Annotated in this window: 21 protein-coding genes; 14 read left to right on the top strand and 7 right to left on the bottom strand. The window is 64.4% G+C overall.

Annotated features, from left to right (window positions below):
* Window positions 1–22: 22 nt before the first annotated feature.
* From QM801_RS12450 to QM801_RS12435, 4 genes are all read right to left on the bottom strand, one after another.
* Window positions 23–793 carry an ATP-binding cassette domain-containing protein gene (locus QM801_RS12450; protein WP_415019532.1) on the bottom strand — a complete coding sequence of 257 codons (771 nt, stop codon included), beginning with the start codon at window positions 791–793 and terminating at the stop codon, window positions 23–25.
* The gene (locus QM801_RS12445; protein WP_415019531.1) at window positions 768–1,943 is read right to left on the bottom strand and encodes an ROK family transcriptional regulator; all 1,176 of its coding nucleotides are present in this window, start codon (window positions 1,941–1,943) and stop codon (window positions 768–770) included. The genes QM801_RS12450 and QM801_RS12445 overlap by 26 nt, the downstream gene beginning before the upstream one ends.
* A 105-nt stretch (window positions 1,944–2,048) precedes the next feature.
* The gene (locus QM801_RS12440) at window positions 2,049–2,510 is read right to left on the bottom strand and encodes a RidA family protein (RefSeq protein ID WP_415019530.1); all 462 of its coding nucleotides are present in this window, start codon (window positions 2,508–2,510) and stop codon (window positions 2,049–2,051) included.
* Window positions 2,507–3,622 (bottom strand): alanine racemase, encoded by a 1,116-nt coding sequence (locus QM801_RS12435; RefSeq protein ID WP_415019529.1) that lies wholly within the window; start codon window positions 3,620–3,622, stop codon window positions 2,507–2,509. The genes QM801_RS12440 and QM801_RS12435 overlap by 4 nt, the downstream gene beginning before the upstream one ends.
* A 138-nt stretch (window positions 3,623–3,760) precedes the next feature.
* Between QM801_RS12435 and QM801_RS12430 the strand changes: the two genes are divergently transcribed.
* Window positions 3,761–4,465, top strand: coding sequence for an SDR family oxidoreductase (locus QM801_RS12430; RefSeq protein ID WP_415019528.1), 705 nt, complete (start codon window positions 3,761–3,763; stop codon window positions 4,463–4,465).
* A gap of 4 nt (window positions 4,466–4,469) precedes the next feature.
* Here QM801_RS12430 and cysK read toward each other — a convergent pair whose 3' ends face one another.
* Window positions 4,470–5,429 carry a cysteine synthase A gene (cysK, locus tag QM801_RS12425; protein WP_415019527.1) on the bottom strand — a complete coding sequence of 320 codons (960 nt, stop codon included), beginning with the start codon at window positions 5,427–5,429 and terminating at the stop codon, window positions 4,470–4,472.
* 182 nt (window positions 5,430–5,611) lie between these two features.
* Here cysK and QM801_RS12420 point away from each other — a divergent pair, with 182 nt between their 5' ends.
* The 6 genes from QM801_RS12420 (at window position 5,612) to QM801_RS12395 (ending at window position 9,079) form a co-directional block, all read left to right on the top strand.
* The gene (locus QM801_RS12420) at window positions 5,612–6,481 is read left to right on the top strand and encodes an extracellular solute-binding protein (RefSeq protein ID WP_415019526.1); all 870 of its coding nucleotides are present in this window, start codon (window positions 5,612–5,614) and stop codon (window positions 6,479–6,481) included.
* Window positions 6,363–6,758 (top strand): extracellular solute-binding protein, encoded by a 396-nt coding sequence (locus tag QM801_RS12415; protein WP_415020922.1) that lies wholly within the window; start codon window positions 6,363–6,365, stop codon window positions 6,756–6,758. The genes QM801_RS12420 and QM801_RS12415 overlap by 119 nt, the downstream gene beginning before the upstream one ends.
* 294 nt (window positions 6,759–7,052) lie before the next feature.
* On the top strand, window positions 7,053–7,979 hold the full coding sequence (locus tag QM801_RS12410) for a transcriptional regulator GcvA (RefSeq protein WP_415019525.1): 927 nt from the start codon (window positions 7,053–7,055) through the stop codon (window positions 7,977–7,979).
* Between the two features lie 92 nt (window positions 7,980–8,071).
* On the top strand, window positions 8,072–8,224 hold the full coding sequence (locus QM801_RS12405; protein ID WP_415019524.1) for a hypothetical protein: 153 nt from the start codon (window positions 8,072–8,074) through the stop codon (window positions 8,222–8,224).
* Entirely contained in the window at window positions 8,221–8,427 is a 207-nt protein-coding gene (locus QM801_RS12400; RefSeq protein ID WP_415019523.1) for a hypothetical protein, read from the top strand. The genes QM801_RS12405 and QM801_RS12400 overlap by 4 nt, the downstream gene beginning before the upstream one ends.
* Before the next feature lie 82 nt (window positions 8,428–8,509).
* Window positions 8,510–9,079, top strand: a complete 570-nt coding sequence (locus QM801_RS12395) for a LysE family translocator (protein ID WP_415019522.1) — start codon at window positions 8,510–8,512, stop codon at window positions 9,077–9,079.
* Window positions 9,080–9,085: 6 nt separating this feature from the next.
* Here QM801_RS12395 and QM801_RS12390 read toward each other — a convergent pair whose 3' ends face one another.
* A complete protein-coding gene (locus QM801_RS12390; protein ID WP_415019521.1) occupies window positions 9,086–10,600 on the bottom strand; it encodes a trimethylamine methyltransferase family protein in 1,515 nt (504 codons plus the stop codon).
* Window positions 10,600–12,687, bottom strand: coding sequence for an FAD-dependent oxidoreductase (locus QM801_RS12385; RefSeq protein ID WP_415019520.1), 2,088 nt, complete (start codon window positions 12,685–12,687; stop codon window positions 10,600–10,602). Before QM801_RS12385 ends, QM801_RS12390 begins: the two co-directional genes overlap by 1 nt.
* A gap of 134 nt (window positions 12,688–12,821) precedes the next feature.
* Between QM801_RS12385 and QM801_RS12380 the strand changes: the two genes are divergently transcribed.
* Genes QM801_RS12380 through QM801_RS12350 form a run of 7 tightly spaced genes read left to right on the top strand, consistent with a single transcriptional unit; the run spans window position 12,822 to window position 20,822 of the window.
* Complete coding sequence (locus tag QM801_RS12380) at window positions 12,822–14,846, top strand: CocE/NonD family hydrolase (protein WP_415019519.1); 2,025 nt, start codon at window positions 12,822–12,824, stop codon at window positions 14,844–14,846.
* A gap of 36 nt (window positions 14,847–14,882) precedes the next feature.
* A complete protein-coding gene (locus QM801_RS12375) occupies window positions 14,883–15,833 on the top strand; it encodes an ABC transporter permease (protein WP_415019518.1) in 951 nt (316 codons plus the stop codon).
* Complete coding sequence (locus QM801_RS12370) at window positions 15,817–16,677, top strand: ABC transporter permease (RefSeq protein ID WP_415019517.1); 861 nt, start codon at window positions 15,817–15,819, stop codon at window positions 16,675–16,677. Before QM801_RS12375 ends, QM801_RS12370 begins: the two co-directional genes overlap by 17 nt.
* Window positions 16,674–17,636, top strand: coding sequence for an ABC transporter ATP-binding protein (locus QM801_RS12365; RefSeq protein WP_415019516.1), 963 nt, complete (start codon window positions 16,674–16,676; stop codon window positions 17,634–17,636). Before QM801_RS12370 ends, QM801_RS12365 begins: the two co-directional genes overlap by 4 nt.
* Window positions 17,633–18,637 (top strand): oligopeptide/dipeptide ABC transporter ATP-binding protein, encoded by a 1,005-nt coding sequence (locus QM801_RS12360; protein WP_415019515.1) that lies wholly within the window; start codon window positions 17,633–17,635, stop codon window positions 18,635–18,637. The genes QM801_RS12365 and QM801_RS12360 overlap by 4 nt, the downstream gene beginning before the upstream one ends.
* Entirely contained in the window at window positions 18,634–20,190 is a 1,557-nt protein-coding gene (locus tag QM801_RS12355) for an ABC transporter substrate-binding protein (RefSeq protein WP_415019514.1), read from the top strand. The genes QM801_RS12360 and QM801_RS12355 overlap by 4 nt, the downstream gene beginning before the upstream one ends.
* Window positions 20,187–20,822, top strand: a complete 636-nt coding sequence (locus QM801_RS12350; RefSeq protein ID WP_415019513.1) for a TetR/AcrR family transcriptional regulator — start codon at window positions 20,187–20,189, stop codon at window positions 20,820–20,822. Before QM801_RS12355 ends, QM801_RS12350 begins: the two co-directional genes overlap by 4 nt.
* The last annotated feature ends 56 nt before the right edge of the window (window positions 20,823–20,878 follow it).

Below are 20,878 nucleotides of genomic sequence, written 5' to 3'. Positions count from 1 at the left end.
CTCCTCTGGTTTTCCGGATGATTCAGGTCCTCGCCGCTGTTCCGGACACAGCGAGAGATTCTCCCGTGATCATCTTGATCACGTCGTCGGGATTCGTATCCTGCGTGCGCACGTCGCCTGCGACAACCCCCTGGCGGATGACCACAATGCGGTCCGCCACCTGGAAGGCCTGCTGCATGATGTGCGTGATGATGATGACGCCGATGCCCTGGCTTGCAACCTGACGGATGGTTTCAAGGCCACGCCGTGTCTGCTCCACACCGAGCGCGGCGAAGGGTTCGTCCAGCAGCACCAGCTTGCCGCCCCAGTGCACGAAGCGGTTCAGCTCGATCGCCTGGCGCTGGCCGCCGGAGAGATTTTCCACATTGGTGCGGAGTGACGGGATGCGCGTGCCGGCATTGGCCATGGCCTTGGTGACGGCGGCTTCCATCGCCTTCTCGTCGAGAATGGGAATGCCGAGGAACTTGCGGGTGATCTCGCGGCCCATGAAGAAGTTGGCGACGACGTCGACATTGGTGCAGAGCGAGAGGTCCTGATAGACCGTCTCGATACCGGCGGCCTTGCCTTCGGCAGGCGACTTGGCACGGTATTCCTGACCTTCGAAGAGTATACGGCCCGATGTGGGCTCCTGTCCGCCGGCAATGATCTTCACCAGCGTGGATTTGCCGGCGCCGTTGTCGCCGAGGAGTGCGATCACTTCGCCCTTGTTCACGGTGAAGGAGACGCCCTTCAACGCCTCGATGGCGCCGTAGGACTTGCGGATGTTGTCAAGCACCAACAGGGGCTGGTCCATGGTCGGCTCCTTTCCATTGGTCTTGCGATTGCGGGTGCTTGAACATGCGACCCTCGCGGGGGGCAAGGGCGCCGCGTACTGCGAGCGCCGCAGCACCGCGCAGCACGGTGTCCTCGCCCAAGCTGGCCACAATCAGGCGCGGCACGGTGCGGTCGTGGCGGGCGGCGATGGAATTGCCCAGCGCATCGGCTGCGCCTGCAAGTCGGGTGAGCAGGCTTCGCGGTGCAAGGCCGCCGAGCACGATGGTCTGCGGGTCATACATGTTCTCGATCATGCGTATGGCGCGGGTGAAAATGGGGCGGACGTCCTCCACCCAGTCTTCCTCGCTCATCTGGCGGCGGCCAAAGGCTTCGAGGGAGACATAGCGTTCGAGACAGCCGCGGTTGCCGCAGGCGCACATCTCGCCATCGGTCATCATCGCCACGTGGCCGATTTCGCCGGCATTCCCCCAGTTGCCGCGCACCGTCTCGCCGTCATGCACCATGGTGCCGCCCAAGCCGAGACCAAAGTAGAGATAGTAGTAGTCCGAGAGGTTGGTGCCGTGGCCGTACAGCTGTTCGCCCAGCGCCGCTGCCGCCATGTCGATCTCGATGAAGCCGGGCAGCCCGGAGGCCTTCTCCAGCCATTGCGGAATGTTCACGTCCTGCCAGCCCGCGAGTGTGGTGGGACCGATGAAGCTCATGCTGTCGACGCCGAAGGGTCCCGGCATCGCAAGGCCCGCACCGAGAAGGCGGGCGTTGCGGACGGGCTCCTTCAACTGCTGCACAAGCCGCGCGATGATGTCGAAGGCCTGGTCGGGTGAGGCGTTGTCGATGTCCTCCCGCGCCGTGGCCACGATGGTGCCGCCGAGATTGACGAGCGCCACCTCGATGAGGCGCGGTGTGATCTGGATGCCGAAGGCGTGGCCGCTGTCAGGGTTGATGCTGAGGGCGCTGGGCGGAAGGCCGCGGCCTGAGGGTTTCAGCCGCGAGGAGAGCAGGAAGCCATCCTCTTCCAGTTCACGCACGATGTTGGAAATGGTCTGCACCGTGAGTCCGGTGCGGTCGGCGATCTCGTTGCGCGCAATGGGTCCGTGCCGGCGGATGAGCTCCAGCACAGTCCTTCGGTTGAAGGGCCGGCCGACCTCCTGATTGGTTCCGCGCAGAGACATCCCATACCTCTCCGGAAAAAGTTAGACAGCAAATCCAGATTTTGTCAAACGGCTTTCAAAAATAGAGATGGGGAAAAAGCCTGTTTTCCGGCGTTGCCGCCGGCGTCAGGGCTTCACCAGCAGAATGGCCTCGATCTCCACCGTGATGCGGTTGGGGAGCGAACCCATGCCAACGGCGGAGCGGGCGTGGCGGCCTGCCTCGCCGAACACCGCCACGAAGAGATCGGAGCAGCCGTTGATCACCTTCGGCTGGTCGCCGAAGTCCGGCTCCGCATTGACCATGCCGAGCAGCTTGATGACCGCCTCGACGCGCGAGAGTTCGCCCAATGCTGCCTTCGCCGCCGCCAGCAACTGCAGCCCGGTGAGGCGCGCATCCTCGTAGCCTTGCGCCACATCCACGTCGCGGCCAAGCCGCCCGGTGCTGAAGGTGCCGTCGGCGCGCTTCGGGCCCTGACCCGAGAGATAGAGAAGATTGCCGGCAAACCGGTACGGCACATAGTTGGCCTGCGGTGCGGGCACATCAGGCAGCACGATTCCCATTTTCTCCAGGCGTTGTTCAGGCGTCATTGCACTTTTCCTCTTGCATCCACGGTGAGCGCGCCAAGCACGTCGTTGCCGCGCACGAACACCACCTTGTCGAACAGGTTGTTGACGGGGCAGGTGTGGTTCATCACCACCCGCAGCGTCTCGCCGATGTGCAGCGGGCGCGGTGCTGTTCGCGTGTCGAGATAGCCGTGCTCTTCATTGGCGTTGTAGACCTTCGCATCGCCCAGATCGCGGACGATGCCATAGCCCTCTAGGCCGAGAAGGTCGCTGGTCAGCGACTTGGTTCCCGCATCGATGATGGCGCGTTCGCGCGTCGGTGTGCTGACCACGGTGGTGAGCACTGTCTCGGCGCAGTCAGCCCAGTCGCAGGCCTTCACCGCCACCAGCGAGCGGTCATTATAGATGTAAGTGCCGGCCCGGTATTCAGTCACGTCCTCGAGGCCGGTCTTGTCCCAGAGATCGCGCGAGCCGCCGCTGCTGACCCGCGGGCAGGGAAGCCCCGCCTTGCTCAGAAGCGCCTTCGTCTCGGCGATGAAAGCCGCAACCTCCTTGCGCTTGAAGGCGGGCGGATAGGTCATCAGGCCACCGAAGGCGAGGCCGGGCAGGCTGGCGATCTTCTGTGCCAGTGACAGCGTCTCTGCCGGCGTCTGGGTGCCGTTGCGGCCCGAGCCCGTATCGCACTCCGCCAGCACGTCGAGCTTGCGGCCCGCCGCAACGCCTGCCTGCGAAAGCCCGTCGAGGATCTCGGCATTGTCGGCGACGACCGCGATTTCGCTCCGCTTCATGAGCGCGGACAGCCGCTCGAGCTTGTGCTTTCCCACCACGTTGAAGGTGAGCAGCATGTCGCGGATGCCGGCATCGGCCATCACCTCCGCCTCGCCCAGCTTCTGCACGCAGATGCCCTTCGCCCCGAGGGCCAGTTGCAGTTTCGCAATTGGCACCAGCTTATGCGTCTTGATGTGCGGGCGATTGGCCACCCCCACCGCGTCGCAATGGGCCTGCCAGCGCACGAGGTTCTTCAGCATCACGTCGAAGTCGATGACGGGGACAGGCGTTTCAAGGTCATCGATCGTCTTGCCCGCCGGCTCGAAGGGGAAGAAAGTTTCGGCCTGGGCCGCTGAAATCGTCTGCATGGAACACCACTCTGTGGCGGTCATGATCAGCATTTGCCGATTTTGCGGTCAACCCCGCTCATCGCCGCCCGCATTTTTCGGCATGGCTGACCGTCGTACGAGCGGATATGGTGCGCGCCACAACTTCGGAGAGACGACATGAGCAGCAAGAAAGTGGCGATCATCACGGCGGGCGGCAGCGGCATGGGAGCAGCAGCGGCGCGGCGCCTCGCGGCCGATGGCTTCAACGTTGCCATCCTCTCGTCCTCCGGCAAGGGCGAGGCGCTGGCCAAGGAGCTGGGCGGCATCGGCGTCACCGGATCGAACCAGTCCAACGACGACGTGAAGAAGCTGGTCGATGCCGTGGTGGCGAAGTGGGGCAGGGTGGATGTGCTGGTGAACAGTGCGGGCCACGGCCCCCGCGCGCCCATCCTCGAGATCAGCGATGCCGACTGGATGAAGGGCATCGATGTTTACTTCCTCAGCGCGGTGCGGCCGACGCGCCTCGTCACGCCCATCATGCAGAAGCAGAAGGATGGCGTGATCATCAACATCTCCACCGCCTGGGCCTTCGAACCCTCGGCCATGTTCCCGACCTCCGCCGTGGCCCGCGCCGGGCTCGCCGCCTTCACCAAGGTCTTTGCCGACACCTATGCGCCTGACAACATCCGCATGAACAATGTGCTGCCGGGTTGGATCGACAGCTTGCCCGCAACCGACGAGCGCCGCGCCTCGGTGCCGATGAAGCGCTACGGCACGGCAGAGGAAATCGCCGGCACGATCAGCTTCCTTGCTTCGCCCGCCGCCGCATACATGACCGGACAGAACATCAAGGTGGACGGCGGCATCACCCGCTCGGTGTAAGGCCTCAGCCGATCCCGTCGAAGAGCGCGGTCGAAAGATAGCGTTCGGCGAAGGACGGCACGATGGCGACGATGGTCTTGCCCTTGTTCTCGGGCCGCTTCGCCAGCTGCAGGGCCGCCCAGATCGCCGCACCCGAGCTGATGCCGCCAGGCAGGCCTTCCTCGCGTGCAAGGGCGCGGGCCGTGGCGAAGGCATCGTCATTGCTGACCTTGATGATCTCGTCGATCACGCGCGTATCAAGGATGGGCGGCACGAAGCCCGCCCCGATGCCCTGGATTTTGTGAGGGCCGGGCTGGCCGCCTGAGAGGACGGGTGAATCGACGGGCTCGATCGCCACCACTTGAAGGGAGGGCTTGCGCTTCTTCAGCACGGAGCCCACGCCGGTGATCGTACCGCCGGTGCCGACACCGGAGACGAAGATGTCGATCTTGCCCTCGGTGTCGTTCCAGATTTCCTCCGCCGTCGTTGCGCGGTGAATGGCAGGATTGGCCGGATTCTCGAACTGCTGGGGAATGATGGCGTTGGGGTCGGCGTCCTTCAGTTCCTGCGCCTTGGCGATGGCGCCCTTCATGCCCTTTGCCGCCTCGGTGAGCACCAGTTCGGCACCGAGCAGGGCCAGCATCTTGCGCCGCTCGATGGACATGGACTCGGGCATCACCAGCTTGAGCCGGATGCCGCGCGCTGCCGCCACGAAGGCCAGCGCGATGCCGGTGTTGCCGGACGTCGGCTCGATCAGCACCGTGTCCTTGGTGATGCGGCCATCCTTTTGCAGGGCATCGATCATGGCGACACCGATGCGGTCCTTCACGCTTGCCAGCGGATTGAAGAATTCGAGCTTGGCGAGGATGTCGGCGACGGCCCCGTTATTCGTCCCGAAGCGCTGCAGGCGGACAAGCGGCGTATCGCCGATCGTCTCGGTGATGGAACTGTAGATCCGTCCGCGGCCGGGTTTGTGGGTGCTCATGGGGGTTGTCCTTTCGCTGCTGCAATCGGCGCGCCGGAGGTCTCCGGCAAATGAGAGGAATGAAAGTCGCGCTTCAATTTTTCTCAGCTTAACAAATCTAAAGCAGGCGGCAATTGCTTCTCAATTGCCCATGGCGCCGCGCTCGCTGAACATTTGTCATGATCACACATGAGGAGTTTTCGATGTCGATCACTGACACTACCAACAAGCCGCTGAACCGCCGCAGCGTCATCAAGGCCGGCGCCGGCCTTGCCGCCATCGCGGTTGCCAGCCCCGCCATCGTGCGCAATGCGCGCTCGTCCTCTGGCGAACTGAGCCTGCTCAACTGGTCCGACGAATTTCCGGGCGACGTGATCCCGAACTTCGAGAAGGCGACCGGCATCAAGGTGAAGACCACGCCGTTCTCGCAGAACGAGGAGCAGATCAACAAGCTGCAGGCCTCGGGCGGCGACGGCTACGATCTCGTGCAGCCCACCCGCGACCGCGCTCCGCAGTTCAAGGAACTGGACGTGCTGGCGTCCTACGACACGGGCAAGCTCAAGAACTTCGCCAATCTCCAGCCCGCCTTCCTCGATAGTTCGGCGAGCATCTGGACCTGGGACGGCAAGCTCTATCACCTGCCGCATCTCTGGGGCACCGAGGCGATTTCCTGGCGCACCGACCTGTGGAAGGGCGATCCGGCTAAGCTCTCCTACGGCGACCTCTGGGCCGACGATGTGAAGGGCCACGTGCAGGGCCGTCCGCACTCGCTGCTCGCCGGCATCGGCCTCTGGCTCGATGCCACGGGCAAGCTGCCGACGAACCGCCTGCTCGATGCTTACAAGGACGAGGACTCGTTCAAGAAGATCTATGACGAGATTCCTCAAGGTGGCGCTGGAGAAGAAGTCCTGGATCAAGCAGTTCTGGGACTCGGCCGACAACACCAAGTCGGGCCTGCTCGAGAACGACGTGATCATCGGCCAGACCTGGGATGGTCCGGCGATCAGCCTCAAGAAGGCGGGCAAGCCCGTCAGCTATCAGGCGCCCGTCGAAGGTGCGATCACCTGGGTTGATGGCCTGTCGCTCACCAAGGCGGCCAAGAACACCGAACAGGCCTATGCCTTCATCGACTACCTCTTCCAGCCGGAAGTCTCGGCTGCGCTGGCCGAAGGCTCGGGCTACAATCCGGTCATCAAGGGCGCCGACGACAAGCTGTCGGACGCCGCCAAGAAAATCTTCAAGGAAGCCTACCCGGGCGACGCCCTGAGCAAGCTGTGGCACCGTCCGCCGGAGCCCTCGTGGTTCGCGGAACTGCGCACCCAGTACGCCGACAAATACAAGGCGGCGTAACGCTCAACCGCATCCCGAGCGAAGGCCCTGCATGCCCGTGCGGGGCCTTCAACTTTTCTGGCAACACTTCAAAGGAACTGTTTGCAGGGGCTCGCATTTCTCAAAAGTGCCCGGCTCCGTTCCATGGCAGTGTGTGACCCATGCCGCCGCTTCGGTCATGGAGCCCGGCATTTCCTCCCTAGACTTGGGTCGCTCTGCGGAGCGACCCCTTTTCGGGGGGTGCGGCAAACAGGGTGTTCGTCAAAACGAACAACCCCCTTTACTCTACCGATTTAGTAGAGTATTGCTGTCTGCATGAGACGACAGCTCCCCCCTCTGAATGCCTTGCGCGCCTTTGAAAGCGCCGCCCGCCACCTCAGCATCACGCTTGCGGCGGAGGAGTTGCACGTGACACCGGCTGCGGTGAGCCACCAGATCCGCCTGCTGGAAGATCACATCGGCCTGCCCGTTTTCGCCCGCAATGGCCGTGGCCTCGTCCTCACGGATGCGGGTGCAGCGGGCCTGCGTGATTTGCAGGAAGGCTTCGCGCGCCTCTCCGCCGCGATGGATGCCATCGATTCGCTGGGCGAGACAGGGCTGCTGACGATCAGCGTCGCGCCATCCTTCGCAGCGAAATGGTTGCTGCCGCGCCTCCACACCTTCCAGAAGCGCCACCCCGACATTGACGTGCATGTCTCGGCCTCGATGCAGCTCGTCGACTTCGCCCGCGACGGCATCGACCTCGCGATCCGTTATGGTGCCGGCAACTACGGCGAACTCTCGCGCGAGAAGCTGCTTACCGAACACGTGATGCCTGTGTGCAGCCCGTCCTTCCTGCTGGAGCATGGACCGATCAACAGCGTTCAAGACCTCGCCGGCGCAACACTTCTGCATGACGACAGCCCGGACAATGATCCGTCCTGCCCGAACTGGGACATGTGGCTGCGTGCTTCCGGCGCCAAGGACATCGATGCCTCGCGCGGTCCCCGCTTCAATCAGGCGAGCCTCGTCATCGAAGCGGCGATTCTCGGCCGCGGCATTGCGCTGGCAAAGTCCACGCTGGCCCAGGCCGATCTGGCGGCCCGCCGCCTCGTTGCGCCCTTCGCCGCCACCAAGCCCATCGACTTCGCCTATTACATCGTCGCTCCCAAATCGAAGCTGAACCTGCCGAAGGTTTCGCACTTCTGCGACTGGCTGCGCGAAGAGGCCGCGAGCCACGAGCAGGAAAAGGCGGTGGCGTGATGCTGAACGGAACTCAAGCCCCGCTTCAGGCAAGTTCAATTGTGCCTTTTGGGCGAAGCAGCGATTGTGGCGTGGCAATGCGGAACACCACCATGATCAAGCCGAAGCCACCGGAACTCACGCTCTTTGAAATGCTCGCCGACCCCATCGTGCAGGATGTGATGCGGCGCGATGGCGTGACACGCGAGCAGGTGATTCACCTTTTTGAGAACCTTGCCGCGCGGCGGCGGAGGAGGGCAGCATGAGCACGGAGAAAACCATGTGGCAGCGCATTCTGGACTTTCTCGAACGTACCTCCTTCCCGGTCGAGCCCCGCGATGCCGAGGCGATGAACGAGGCCGCAGCCCTTGCCGCCACACGCTATGAATTCATCCTGCCGGAGCTGATGGCCGTGCAGGCCGAAGACAGCCGCCTGCGCCGCGCCAAGCGGATCACCGCAGGCGGCTGACCGCCGATCTGCTTCGATTGATCCATGTCATGACAAGGGCGGGCCTGCCGTGCCATGTGTGCAGGCCTGAGATGAGCCTTCCATGACGTTCACCGCCTTCATCCTTGCAACGGCACTGTTGCTGCTGACGCCCGGACCCACCAACACGCTTCTGGCCGTGGCGGGGGCCGAGCGCGGCTTTGCGCGCGGCATCCGTCTGGTCGCTTTCGAACTCGTTGCCTATCTCGCTGTTGCCGTGCCGCTTGCGCTCGCCAGCACGGCACTCACCGAAGCTGCCCCGCACTTCCGCGAGTTCGTCTCCTTCGCGGCGTCGGCCTGGGTGGCTTTTCTTGCGGTGAAGCTCTGGCCGCAGACATCGGCGGCAGGCATGGAGCCCGCGCGTGTCACAGGCCGCACCGTCTTCTTCACCACGCTTCTCAATCCTAAGGCCGTCATCATCGGCCTCGTTCTTCTGCCATCGGGCGGGAACCTGTGGGAACGGAGCGCGGCCTTCGCGCTTCTGATCCTCGCCGTGGCGGCCGTGTGGTGCGGCGCGGGGCAACTACTGACCGCGCGCGCAGAAAACGGCCCGCGTCTCGCCCGCCGTGTCGCTGCCGTGGGGCTTGGCATTCTCTCGGTGGTGCTGTTTACCTCGGGCCTCCGTCTCGCCTGAGACGGCTCAGTTCATCGGCGCGCCGCCCTCGGCCTTACGCTTCGCCACATAGGCGTCCAGCGCCTCGCTGATACCGGGATCGATGGCGGGCTGTTCATACTCCGCCAGCAACTGCTTCCACACCGTGTTGGCCCGCGTGCGTGCATCGATGCTGCCCCGTTCCAGCCAGTTCGGATAATTGTCCCAGTTGGAGAGAAGCGGCACGTGGAAGGCGGTCTCGTAGCGCGAGAGTGTGTGCGCCGTGCCGAAGAAATGCCCGCCATGGCCCACGTCGCGGATCGCATCCAGTGCCAGGCTGTCTTCGCTGATGGCGATGGGATCGAAATAGGCCGCCATCATCTGCAGCATCTCGGCATCGAGGATCAGTTTCTCGAAACTCGCGGTCAATCCGCCATGCATCCAGCCCGCCGCATGTTCGATGAGGTGAGCGCCACCCATCATCGACCCCCACAGCGCCATCTGGCTTTCGTAGGCCGCCTGCGCATCCACCTCGTTTGCCGCCGTGACATTGGACGATCGGAAGGGCACGCCGATGTGGCGCGCGAGTTGCCCTGAGGCCTGCGCTGCCTTGGCATACTCCGGCGTACCGAAGGCGGGCGCGCCCGATTTCATGTCGACGTTCGAAGTGAAGCCGCCATACATCACGGGAACACCGGGCCGCACGATCTGGGTGAGCATGATGCCGGCCAGCGCCTCGGCATGCTGCTGCACCAGTGCGCCCGCGATGGTCACGGGGCTCATGGCCCCCGCCAGCGTGAAGGGCGTGATGATGTTCACCTGGCCATGCTCCGCCATCGTCATCAGGCCTTCCGCCATGGGAATGTCGAGCTGCAGCGGCGAATTGGTGTTGATCACGCCCATCAGGCAGGGCTGCGCGGTCATCTCGGCGGGCGTGATGCCGAGTGCAATCGCCCCCATCTCGATCCCGTCCATCGTGCGGGCGCGCCCCAGCGTCTGCGTCTGCCAGTTCTTGTCGAGAAGGGTGATCTCGGCCTTGTAGATATCGAGATGGCGGGTGTTGGCCGGAAGGTCGAGTGGCTCGAAGGGGCCGCCGCCTTCCTGATGCAGGATGTTGAGGGACTGGATGAGGCGGAGATAGTCGCACATCTCCGCGAAGGTGCCCTCGCGGCGGCCGCGCTCGATGTCCATCACGTAGGCCGGGCCGCCCACCGCCGAGAAAACCACGTCATTACCGCCGAAGTGAAGGTCACGCTCCGGGTTGCGGGCGCGGAGCGTGAAGGTGCGGGGCACGGTCTTCAGGAGTTCGCCCGCCATGGCCGGATCGAAGCGCACGATCTCGCCGCTCACCGTCGCCCCCGCCGCGGCGAAGCGCTTGCGGGCCTCCGGCTCCAGCACCTTCATGCCGATTTCAGACAGCACCTTGAGGGCGGTCTGGTGAATCTGCGCCACCTGATCGTCGGAGATTACCGAGACAGGCGCATAGGGACGCCGCACGCGGCCGAAACTTCGCTGCGGCACGGAGGTGCCGCTACGCCCGGCCCGCGCCACGCGACGCGCCATTATTCGGCGGCCTTGGCGGCGGGGTGCGCGTCGGGCGGGAAGGGGAAGTCGCGCCGCACCGTGATCTCGGCGGCAGGATGGCCCAGCTCCTGCGCCGTCTTGTGGCCGTTGTAGACGGCATGGACGATGGCGCCGGGCGCATAGGCATCGCCCGTCAGGTGCAGCGAGCGGATGCCCACCGCAGCAAGGTCGGCCTTTTGAAGCGCATCGTGCAGCGCGCTGCCGCCCTGGCGCTGGCCCACGATCACCAGCGAGCGGGCCGGGATGCTGCGCGGCTCGTTGGTGAAGAACTGCGCCAGATGCAGCGTCTCGCCGTCAAAGCCCGTTACTGTCTCGAGGGTGCGGAAGGCGATGCCGCGTTTCGTCAGGGCCTGATGTACGAGAGGTTGTTCGTTGGTCATGAAGGACCATGCAGCCGCTGCGCCCGCCGTGGTGATGTAGGTGACGGCACAGCCCTTGGCCGAAAGGTCTTCCGCCACGGCCGAGCCCAGATAGTAGTTGTCGTAGTCGAAGACCGCGACCGGACCTTCCGGCACCACGCCCCGCATCAGGTCGGCGGGCGTATAGATGCGCGGGGCATCGAGCGTGCCTGAAGGGATTTCGGTGTTGTTGCAGAGCACCGGCAGCCAGCCCGAGCCGGTGGCGATCACCACATGCTCGGCCCCGAAGCCGAGCACATCCTCGGCGCTCATCTCGCTTTCGGGATAGAGATGCACGTTCGGCATTTGCCGAAGCTGGCCAAGGCGATAGTCGACGACGCGGAACCATTGCTTGAGGCCGGGCAGGGCCGCTTCCCAGAGCAGCCGGCCACCAAACTGGCGGGAGCGTTCAGCCACACTCACCTCGAAGCCGCGCCGCCCCAGCGTGAGGGCCGCTTCCAGTCCGGCAGGGCCACCGCCCACCACGAGCACGGAGCCCTTGCCGTCCTTCTTCGTCTTCTCCGGATGCCAGCCGCGCCGCCATTCCTCGCCGGCGGTGGGGTTCTGCGAGCAGCGCACCCACACGCCATCATGCCAGGATGAGATGCACATGTTGCAGCCGATGCATTCGCGGATATCGGCCTCGCGGCCCTCGTTGATCTTCTGCGGCAGGAAGGGATCGGCGATCGATGGCCGGGCTCCGCCGATCAGGTCGAGAACGCCCCGCCGGATCTGGCTCACCATGGTGTCGGGCGAGGTGAAGCGGCCGACGCCGACGACCGGCTTCTTGGTCACCGTCTTTACGAAATCGATGATCGGCTCGTGGCTGCCTTCGGGGGTGAAGCGCGAGGCGGCGCAGTCGGTGACCGAATAATCCATCTTCACGTCGAAGAGATCGGGATCGTCCTTGAGATGGCCGATCGCTTCGTGCGCCTCGCTCTCGGCATTGGCCGAGGGGCGCGCGCGCAGTTCCTGCATGGAGATGCGGAGCGCCACGGCGCAGCGCCCGCCTGTTGCCTGCCGCACCGTGTCGATCAGTTCGCGGGTGAGGCGCACCCGGTTCTGCATGGGGCCGCCATATTCATCCGTCCGCTGATTGTATTCGGTGAGAAGGAACTGGTAGGGCAGGTAGCCCATGCCCGAATAGACATAGAGAATGTCAAAGCCCGCCCGCTCGGCACGGATCGCGGCATCGTGATACCAGCCGCGCATCTCCCTGATGTCGGCCTTGTCCATGATCTTGGGCCGCTGCGAGGACATGAAGCCCACATGGGTCGCCATCCAAGGAACGCCCGAGGGCGAGAGTGGCGCATGCCGCGTCGTGCGGTTCACGGCGGCGGCCCCGCCATGCCAGAGTTCGACACCGGCCAGCGCGCCGTGGGCATGCACGGCATCGGTCATCACGGCGTGGGATTTCACGTCCGCGTCATCCCACAGCGAGGCAAAGGGGAAGGGGCTGTCGTCGGAGGAGGGGTGCACCGAACAGGCGCCGGTGCAGACCACACCCCATCCGCCCTCCGCCTTCATGCCCCGGAAGGCGGCCCGCACATGGGGGTTGGCATTGGTCATGCCGGAGGCGTGAGGCACTTGATAAAAGCGGTTTGGAGCGGTCTTGGGACCGATGCGCACGGGTTCGAAAAGGATGTCGTAACGGGGGTTGCGCGCCATGCCTGCACCCTTGTTGAATGGTTGTATAGTAAGCCCCGGCCAATTCGCCCGTCAAGACATTGCCTTTAAAAGGGCCATTGACGCAATCGGAATTCTTGTTGCATGGTCATTCAACAAGAACAGGGGTGTCCGCAGTGGCGTCCGTCCGAACCGAGTTCCCGCACCGGGTGAAGGTCGTCGAGAGCGAAATGATCACGCTCTCCGATGGCACCCGCCTCGCCGCCAAGTTGTGGCTGCCGGAAGACTGCCACACGAAACCCGTTCCCGCCATTCTGGAATATCTCCCGTATCGCCAGCGCGACGGCACGCGCACCCGCGACCAGGGGCATCACATGTACTTCGCCGGACACGGCTATGCCGCGATCCGCGTCGACATCCGAGGTTCGGGCGACAGCGAAGGCCTGATCGACGACGAGTATTCGGTGCAGGAACAGCTCGACGGTTGCGAGGTGATCAGCTGGATCGCCGGGCAATCGTGGTGCGATGGTCAGGTGGCGATGATCGGCATCTCCTGGGGCGGCTTCAACGGCCTGCAGATTGCCGCGCGCCAACCGCCGGCATTGAAGACCATCATCACCGTGGGGTCCACCGACGACCGTTATGCCACCGATATTCATTGGGTGGGCGGCTGCCTCTCGAAGGACAACTTCGACTGGTCGGCCACCATGTTCGCCCACAACGACCTGCCGCCGGACCCCGCCATCGTCGGCGAAAAATGGCGGGAGATGTGGCTCGCCCGTTGCCGGCACAACACGCCGTGGATTCTCACCTGGCTGCAGCACCAGCGCCGCGACGACTACTGGAAGCAGGGCTCTGTCTGCGAGGACTTCTCGAAGATCACCATTCCTGTCTATGCCGTCTCCGGCTGGGCCGACAATTATTCCGAGAGCGTGCCGCGCCTGCTGGCCGGACTGAAAGGCCCTCGCCTCGGCCTCGTCGGACCCTGGGCCCATTCCTATCCGCACGACGTAACGGTCGAACCGGCCATCGGCTGGTTGCAGGAGGTTCTGCGCTGGTGCGATCACTGGATGAAGGGCCGCGACACCGGCATCATGGATGAACCCATGTATCGCGTGTGGATGCAGGAGAGCGTGCCGCCCCGCACCTGCTACACCGAACGCGCCGGGCGCTGGGTGGGCGAAGCGAAATGGCCGTCGCCCCGCATCAAGCGGCAGACGCTGCATCTCAATGCGGGCGGGGTGCTTTCGGAGAAGAAGGCGAAGAAGAAGTCCGTGCCGCTCTGTTCGCCGCTCTGGGTCGGCCTCGCAGCGGGCGAGATCGGCCGCTACGGCGAAGAGGCGGAATGGGCCACCGACCAGCGCGAGGACGACGGTGGCTCGCTCGTCTTCGTCAGCGAACCCCTGAAGAAGCGCGTGGAGATTCTGGGCGCGCCCGTCGTGCGGCTGCGCTTTTCGTCGGACAGGCCGCAGGCGCTGGTCTGCGCCCGCCTTAACGACGTGGCGCCCGATGGTGCGTCGACGCGCGTCACCCTCGGGCTGCTCAATCTCACCCATCGCGACAGTCACGAGCACGCCACCGCGCTTGTTCCCGGCAAGGTCTATGAGGCTGATGTGGAGATGGACGACATTGCCCACGCCTTCCTGCCGGGGCATCGCATCGCCGTTTCGATTTCGACAACCTACTGGCCCATCGCCTGGCCCTCGCCGGAACTCGTGACACTGCAGGTGATGGCGGGCGACAGTGTGCTCGAACTTCCCGTGCGCCCGCCTCGTAAGGCGGATGCGGAGTTACGCGTCTTCGATCCGCCGGAGATCGCGCCCCAGACGCCGCACACTTACCATGAGGTCGAGAAGCCGCATCAACGCCGCGTCACCCGTGATCTTCTCTCCGGCCGGATGGTGGTGGATTTCCCGCGCTGGACCTTCCGCAAGGAGATGACGGACATCGAGACGGTGAGTTCATCGACGGCGCTGGCCCGTTACGAAATCACCGACGGCGATCCGCTCTCCGCCGTGCTCACCACCAGTTATGATGTGCTGATCGAACGCAAGGATGCCTCGGTCTTCCACCGCAGCGAGGGCAAGCTCTCCTGCACCGCCACGCACTTCATCGTCGACACCACCGTCTCCGTGGGCGAGAACGGCAAGGAGGTCTTCACCCGCACCTGGCATGAAAGGATTGCCCGTGACATGGTCTAGTTGCCGGACACAGAGGCGCAGAGGCGGGAAGCAACCGTGCTGACCTACGCCATCAAGCGCATCTCGCTTGCCCTGATCATCATCGTGGTGGTCATGCTCGCCATGTATGCGATGGTGTTTCTGGTGCCGGGCGATCCGGCGTCACTGGCTCTCGGCCCGCGGGCGACCCCGGAATTCAAGAAAGAACTGATCATACGCATGGGGCTGGACCAGCCCGTGCACATGCAGATCATCCATTTCTTCGGCAGCGCGCTCTCCGGCAACCTCGGCTATGACGTGTGGTCGAAGCGGCCCGTCGTGGACATGATCCTCGAGGCGTTCCCCAAAACGCTCTTCCTCGGTGCAGTGGCCATCGGCGGTGCGCTCGTGGCGGGCATCCTGCTCGGCTGCCTCGCCGTGGTCTGGCGCAACACCTGGATGGACAAGCTGCTCGCCATCCTCTCGGTCAGCTTCATTTCCATTCCGTCCTTCGTGATCGGCATCTACGGCCTGCTTATCTTCTCGGTGTGGCTGGGCTGGCTTCCGGCCATCGGTGCGGGCGAGGAGGGCGATCTCTGGAGCCAGCTCAAGGCAGTGATCCTGCCGGCGCTGGCGATCGGCCTGACCTGGGTCGGCTATCTCGCCCGCCTCGTGCGCGCCTCGCTGCTGGAGGTAATGGGCGCCAACCACATCCGCACGGCCCGCGCCTTCGGTCTCAGCGAAGGGCGGATCATCCTCCGCCATGCGCTCCGCGTCGCCATCATCCCGGCCATTGCCATCGTCGCCGTGGGCTTCGGCTCCATTCTCTCGAGCGCCGTCTTCGTCGAGACGGTGTTCTCGCGCCCCGGCATCGGCACGCTCATCACCACGGCGGTGCAGAAGCGCAACTATCCGGTGGTCATGGGCACAGTGCTGTTCATGACCGCCTTCTATCTTCTCGTTGTCACCGCCGCCGATCTCCTGATCGCACGGCTTGATCCGCGGGTGCGCGATGCCATCCGCTCCTGACCCGCGTAGCGCCTGGCGCAGGCTTCTCTCCGATCCCATGGCGGTGATGGGGCTCATACTCGTCACGGCTTTCGTCGCCATGGCGCTCTTTGCGCCGTGGCTGGCGCCGCATGATCCGCTGAAAATCCAGGTGATGGACAAGTTCCACCGCCCTGACTCCATCTATCTGGCGGGTGCGGACCAGCTGGGCCGCGACATCCTCTCCCGCATCATCTATGGCGCGCGCACCGCCATGGGCGTGGCCCTCACCGCCACGGGCACCGCGGGGCTCTGCGGGCTCATCCTCGGCCTCATCGCAGGTTATGGCCCACGCTGGCTCGACGGCATCCTTGTGCTGCTCTTCGACTCGCTGAGTTCGCTCCCGACCGTGATGTTCGCCCTTGCCGTCATCACCGTGCTGGGGCCCGGCACCTTCACCCTCATTCTCGTCATCATCCTCATTTCCATTCCGGGCTATGCCCGCTTCATCCGCGCCCAGACGCTGGGCCTCGCCCACGCCGACTTCATCGAGGCCGAGCGCGTGATGGGCTCCTCCCACGCCCGCATCATATTCCGCCACTTGCTGCCCAATGTGGTGGGTCCGCTTCTCATCGTGCTCTCCATGGACGTGCCCGTGGTGATCATGCTGGAGGCGGGGCTGAGCTATCTCGGGCTTGGCGTGAAGCCGCCATCGCCCTCCTGGGGCAACATTCTCTATGACGGCTATGTCTCGCTCCGTCAGGCGCCCTTCATCGTGGTGATCGCGGGCCTGCCGCTCGTGCTCGCCACCATCGGCTTCACCTTCCTGGGCGAAGGCCTGCGCGATGCGCTTGATCCGAAGCTGCAGGGGAGGGTGCCCGCATGACCGCCCTCATCTCGACGCAAGACCTGTCGGTGAGCTACCGCGGCCATGGCGCCGAGGTGCGAGCACTCCGCGGCGTCACCTTCCGTGCCGAAGCGGGGGAGGTCGTTGGCATCGTCGGCGAAAGCGGCTGCGGCAAGTCCACCCTTGCTTCGGCGATCATGACGCTGCTGCCGCCCAACGCGAAAGTGACGGGCAGGCTCGATTATCGCGGCGAGAACGTGCTTGCCCTCTCAAACGAACAGCGGCGCGCCCTTCGCGGCCGGAAGATCGCGATGATCTTCCAGGACCCGATGACGGCCTTCCACCCGGCCATGACCATCGGCCGGCAGCTTGTCGAATTCCAGATGCAGATGCCGGGCAGCCGCGCTGAGAAAGAAGAGCGCGCCGAAGCCATGCTGGCCAAGGTCGGGATCGCCGATCCTGCCCTCAACATGCGCCGCTACGTGCACGAACTCTCGGGCGGCATGCGGCAGCGGGCCGCCATCGCCGCCGCCCTGCTGATGACGCCCGACGTGCTGCTGGCAGACGAACCGACGACGGCCCTCGACGTCACCATGGAGGCGCAGATCATCCACCTGCTGCGTGAACTCCGCCGCGAGCACCAGGGCACCATCATCATCATCACCCACCACCTGGGCGTGATCGGCGAGCTCTGCGATCGGGTCTACGTCATGTATGCGGGCGAGGTGGTGGAGGAGGGCGCGGTCGACGCCGTCTATCACGATGCCCGCCATCCCTACACGCGGGCACTCATCGCCTGCGACCCCGCCACGGCGGAACAGGGCAAGGGGCCGCTGCCCACCATTCCGGGCCGCCTGCCAGACCCGAGCGAGCCCATCGCCGGCTGCGGTTTTGCCAGCCGTTGCAGCCTCGCGAGCGAGCGCTGCCGGGTGACGCCGCCGCCCGCTGTCACGGTGGCCACAGGTCATGTGGTCCGCTGCTATGAGGTGACGCCATGAGCGACCTCTTTGTAGCCCACGAACTTCGTGTCGATCTCGAGCCACCGGGCTCCTTCCTCGCGCCGCTTCTCGGCGGCGTGGAGATGGTCAATATCCTCAACGATGTCAGCTTCTCGATCGGGCGCGGCGAGATCTTCGGCCTTGTCGGAGAATCCGGTTCGGGCAAGACGACACTCGCCCGCACCATGCTGGGCCTCACCAAGGCGAGCAGCGGAGAGCTCACCTTCGACGGGCTCGATGCCACCGCGCCATCCTCGCAGCGGCAGTTGCGCCGGAGCGTGGCGATGATGTTCCAGGACCCGGTCGCATCGCTCAGCCCGCGCATGAAGGTGGGAGCCTTGGTGACGGAGCCTCTCGTCATCCACGGCGTGCCCTTCACGGATCGCTCAAAGGCGGCCATCGAACTCCTTGACCGAGTTGGGCTTTCCGCCGCCTTCGCACAGCGCTATCCGCATGAGCTGTCGGGCGGGCAGGCGCGCCGTGTCTGCCTCGCGCGGTCGCTGGCCCTCAAGCCCGCGCTGGTCGTGGCGGATGAACCCACCGCCGGGCTCGACGTCTCGGTGCAGGGCGAGGTGCTGAACCTGATGATGAAGCTCCGCGACGAGATGAACGTCAGCTTCCTCATCATCACCCACAATCTCGCGGTGGTGCGGCAGGTGACCGACCGTGTCGCCATCCTTTATCTCGGGCGGCTGGTGGAGACGGGCAGCACGGCGGATGTCTTCCGCGCGCCGCAACATCCCTACACCCAGAGCCTGCTCGCCTCGGAGCCGCAGCCCGATCCCCGCAAACGCCGGAGCGATCTTGCCATCGTCGGCGAAATCCCCAGCGTCATCCGCCGCCCCAGCGGCTGCGAATTCCACACCCGCTGCCGCTACGCCATGGCGTTCTGCCGGCAGCAGCTTCCCTCTCTCCGCGCCGTCGAACCCGGCCACGGCGTGCGCTGCCACTTTGCCGGAGACACAACAATCATAGAACCCTACCCAGGAGGAACATCATGACGCTTGAATGGAGAACCGACCGCCGCGGCCTGCTGAAGGCCGGCGGAACCCTGCTCGCAGGCCTCGCGGCCGGCCCCCGCATCGCCTGGTCCGCCGATGGCGACACCCTCCGGCTCCGCGCCACCGCCGACCTGCAGGTGCTCGATCCCAAGGGCATCATCGGCGAACTCGACGACATCATTCCCCGCTGCACCCAGGTCACCCTCGTCCGCCTCGGCGACATGCGGGAGGACAATCCGCTCTCCAATTATGCCGCCGAGAAGATCGAATGGCTCGATCCGCAGAAGCTCGCCTTCACGCTGCGCGATGGCCTCACCTGGAATAACGGCTTCGGCCCCGTCACGGCGGAAGACGTGAAGTTCTCCTTCGAGCGCATCGCCGGTAGCGACTCCGCCTGGGCGTACCAGTTCGAGAAGCTCGATCATGTGGAAGTGAAGGACGCAAAGTCCGGCATCCTGCACCTCAAGTCGCCCTTCAAGCCCATCATGGTGATCGGGCTGCCCTATTATGGCGGCCACATCGTCTGCAAGGCGGCGGTGGAGAAAGCGGGCGGCAGCTACACCACATCGATCCCGGCGCAGTGCGGCCCCTTCCTGCTCGACAAGTGGGAGCAGAACCAGAAGGTGACGCTCGTCTCCAATCCGGACTGGAAGCTGGAAAAGCCCGCCTTCAGCAAGATCGAATACTACGTCGTCACCGACGATCAGGCGGCATTGCTCGCCTACGAGGCGGACTCCTTCGACTTCACCCGCGCCGCCAACAGCGCAGCGAAGCAGTTGAAGGCGAACCCGCCCAAGGGCGCCAAGATCATCGAGGCGCAATCGACGCGCTATGTCTGGCTCACCATCAACATGAATGCCGAGCCGCTGAAGGATGCGCGCGTCCGCCAGGCCATCCAGTATGCCTATGACGGCGATGCGGTGGTGCAGGGCGCCTATGACGGGCTTGTCACCCGCGCCGTCGGCGTAGTGCAGCCGGGCACGAAATTCGCCCGCGAGAAAAACATCATCGCCACCCGGGACGTGGAAAAGGCCAAGGCGTTGTTGGCCGAGGCGGGTGTGAGCGATCTCTCGCTCAAGCTCTACTGCCAGACCGATTCCACCCAGCAGGCGATCGCCCAGATCATCCAGGCGAGCCTGGGAGAGGCGGGGATCACGGTCGAGATCCAGCCCACCGAGGATGCCGCCTATTGGGCCCTGGGTGACAAGACGCAAGGCGACCGCTACAAATCCATCGAACTGGTCCTGATGAATTTCGCGGGCGGCATCGACCCCACGGAAAATCTCGTGTGGTTCCGGCCCGACCAGATCGGCGTCTACAACTGGTCCTTCTTCGACAGCAAGGAGTTCGAAGACCTCTACCAGAAAGGCCTCGTCGAGCAGGACGATGCCAAGCGGAAAGAGATCTTCAACAAGATGGAAGACCTGATGGAGCAATCCGGCGGCTTCATCTTCATCTGTTTCGAGCCTTACCTCGCCGTGCACGACGATAACCTGAAGCCGGTCGTCCTCGCGGATGGACATCCCAACCCGGTTCTGTTCACCAAGGCATGACCACAGCAAAGAAAGCCCCCCGCTTCAGCCGGAAGAGCGCTGAGGACCGCAAGCAAGACCTGATCAAGGCAGGGCTCTCCTGCCTTGCCAAGGGCGGCATCACCTATTTCACGGTGGATAATATCTGCCGCGCCGCCAATGTCTCGAAGGGTCTTGTGGTCCATCACTTCGGCTCGAAAGAGGGGCTTGCCGCTGCCGTCTATGCAGCGGCCTACAACCAGATGCTGGCGCCCGTCATCTCGGACGAGGAGACGGGCGGCAACATCGCGAGGCTTCTCGACTGGCTGCTCGACGAGCTTCCCGCCAATCAGGAAAACCTGCGCATCTGGCTGGCCCTGTGGGGGGAGATCGCCAGCAACCCGCATCTGCAGGTGGAGCACCGCAAGCACTATGCCCTCTATCGCGAGTCCATCGCCCGCACCATCAACGCGGCGGCGCGGAAGCGTGGCATCATCGCCGACAGTTACGAGATCGCGGCCTCTCTCATCGCCATGGTGGATGGCGTCTGGCTGCAGCGCTGCCTCGATCCGGCCCGGCTGAAGCATGCCGATGCGGTCGCCATGTGCCTGCGCCATGTGGAAAACGCGCTGGCGGCAGGTTCGCCTGCGCCTGCGGAGCGAGGCCAGCGCTAACCGGCGCTTTCCCGCTTGCATCGCGGCAGCGGAGCGATGATGACTCTTTCGGACAG

The sequence above is a fragment of the Aestuariivirga sp. genome, assembly GCF_047600585.1.
Classification (GTDB): Bacteria; Pseudomonadota; Alphaproteobacteria; order Rhizobiales; family Aestuariivirgaceae; genus Aestuariivirga.
This window is presented reverse-complemented; position numbering and strand designations above follow the sequence as displayed.

Bases quoted from the DNA above. Each gene is read 5' to 3' on its own strand.
- QM801_RS12450 (WP_415019532.1), bottom strand. From the start codon at position 793: ATGGACCAGCCCCTGTTGGTGCTTGACAACATCCGCAAGTCCTACGGC.
- QM801_RS12445 (WP_415019531.1), bottom strand. From the start codon at position 1,943: ATGTCTCTGCGCGGAACCAATCAGGAGGTCGGCCGGCCCTTCAACCGA.
- QM801_RS12440 (WP_415019530.1), bottom strand. From the start codon at position 2,510: ATGACGCCTGAACAACGCCTGGAGAAAATGGGAATCGTGCTGCCTGAT.
- QM801_RS12435 (WP_415019529.1), bottom strand. From the start codon at position 3,622: ATGCAGACGATTTCAGCGGCCCAGGCCGAAACTTTCTTCCCCTTCGAG.
- QM801_RS12430 (WP_415019528.1), top strand. From the start codon at position 3,761: ATGAGCAGCAAGAAAGTGGCGATCATCACGGCGGGCGGCAGCGGCATG.
- cysK (WP_415019527.1), bottom strand. From the start codon at position 5,429: ATGAGCACCCACAAACCCGGCCGCGGACGGATCTACAGTTCCATCACC.
- QM801_RS12420 (WP_415019526.1), top strand. From the start codon at position 5,612: ATGTCGATCACTGACACTACCAACAAGCCGCTGAACCGCCGCAGCGTC.
- QM801_RS12410 (WP_415019525.1), top strand. From the start codon at position 7,053: ATGAGACGACAGCTCCCCCCTCTGAATGCCTTGCGCGCCTTTGAAAGC.
- QM801_RS12405 (WP_415019524.1), top strand. From the start codon at position 8,072: ATGATCAAGCCGAAGCCACCGGAACTCACGCTCTTTGAAATGCTCGCC.
- QM801_RS12400 (WP_415019523.1), top strand. From the start codon at position 8,221: ATGAGCACGGAGAAAACCATGTGGCAGCGCATTCTGGACTTTCTCGAA.
- QM801_RS12395 (WP_415019522.1), top strand. From the start codon at position 8,510: ATGACGTTCACCGCCTTCATCCTTGCAACGGCACTGTTGCTGCTGACG.
- QM801_RS12390 (WP_415019521.1), bottom strand. From the start codon at position 10,600: ATGGCGCGTCGCGTGGCGCGGGCCGGGCGTAGCGGCACCTCCGTGCCG.
- QM801_RS12385 (WP_415019520.1), bottom strand. From the start codon at position 12,687: ATGGCGCGCAACCCCCGTTACGACATCCTTTTCGAACCCGTGCGCATC.
- QM801_RS12370 (WP_415019517.1), top strand. From the start codon at position 15,817: ATGCCATCCGCTCCTGACCCGCGTAGCGCCTGGCGCAGGCTTCTCTCC.
- QM801_RS12365 (WP_415019516.1), top strand. From the start codon at position 16,674: ATGACCGCCCTCATCTCGACGCAAGACCTGTCGGTGAGCTACCGCGGC.
- QM801_RS12360 (WP_415019515.1), top strand. From the start codon at position 17,633: ATGAGCGACCTCTTTGTAGCCCACGAACTTCGTGTCGATCTCGAGCCA.
- QM801_RS12355 (WP_415019514.1), top strand. From the start codon at position 18,634: ATGACGCTTGAATGGAGAACCGACCGCCGCGGCCTGCTGAAGGCCGGC.
- QM801_RS12350 (WP_415019513.1), top strand. From the start codon at position 20,187: ATGACCACAGCAAAGAAAGCCCCCCGCTTCAGCCGGAAGAGCGCTGAG.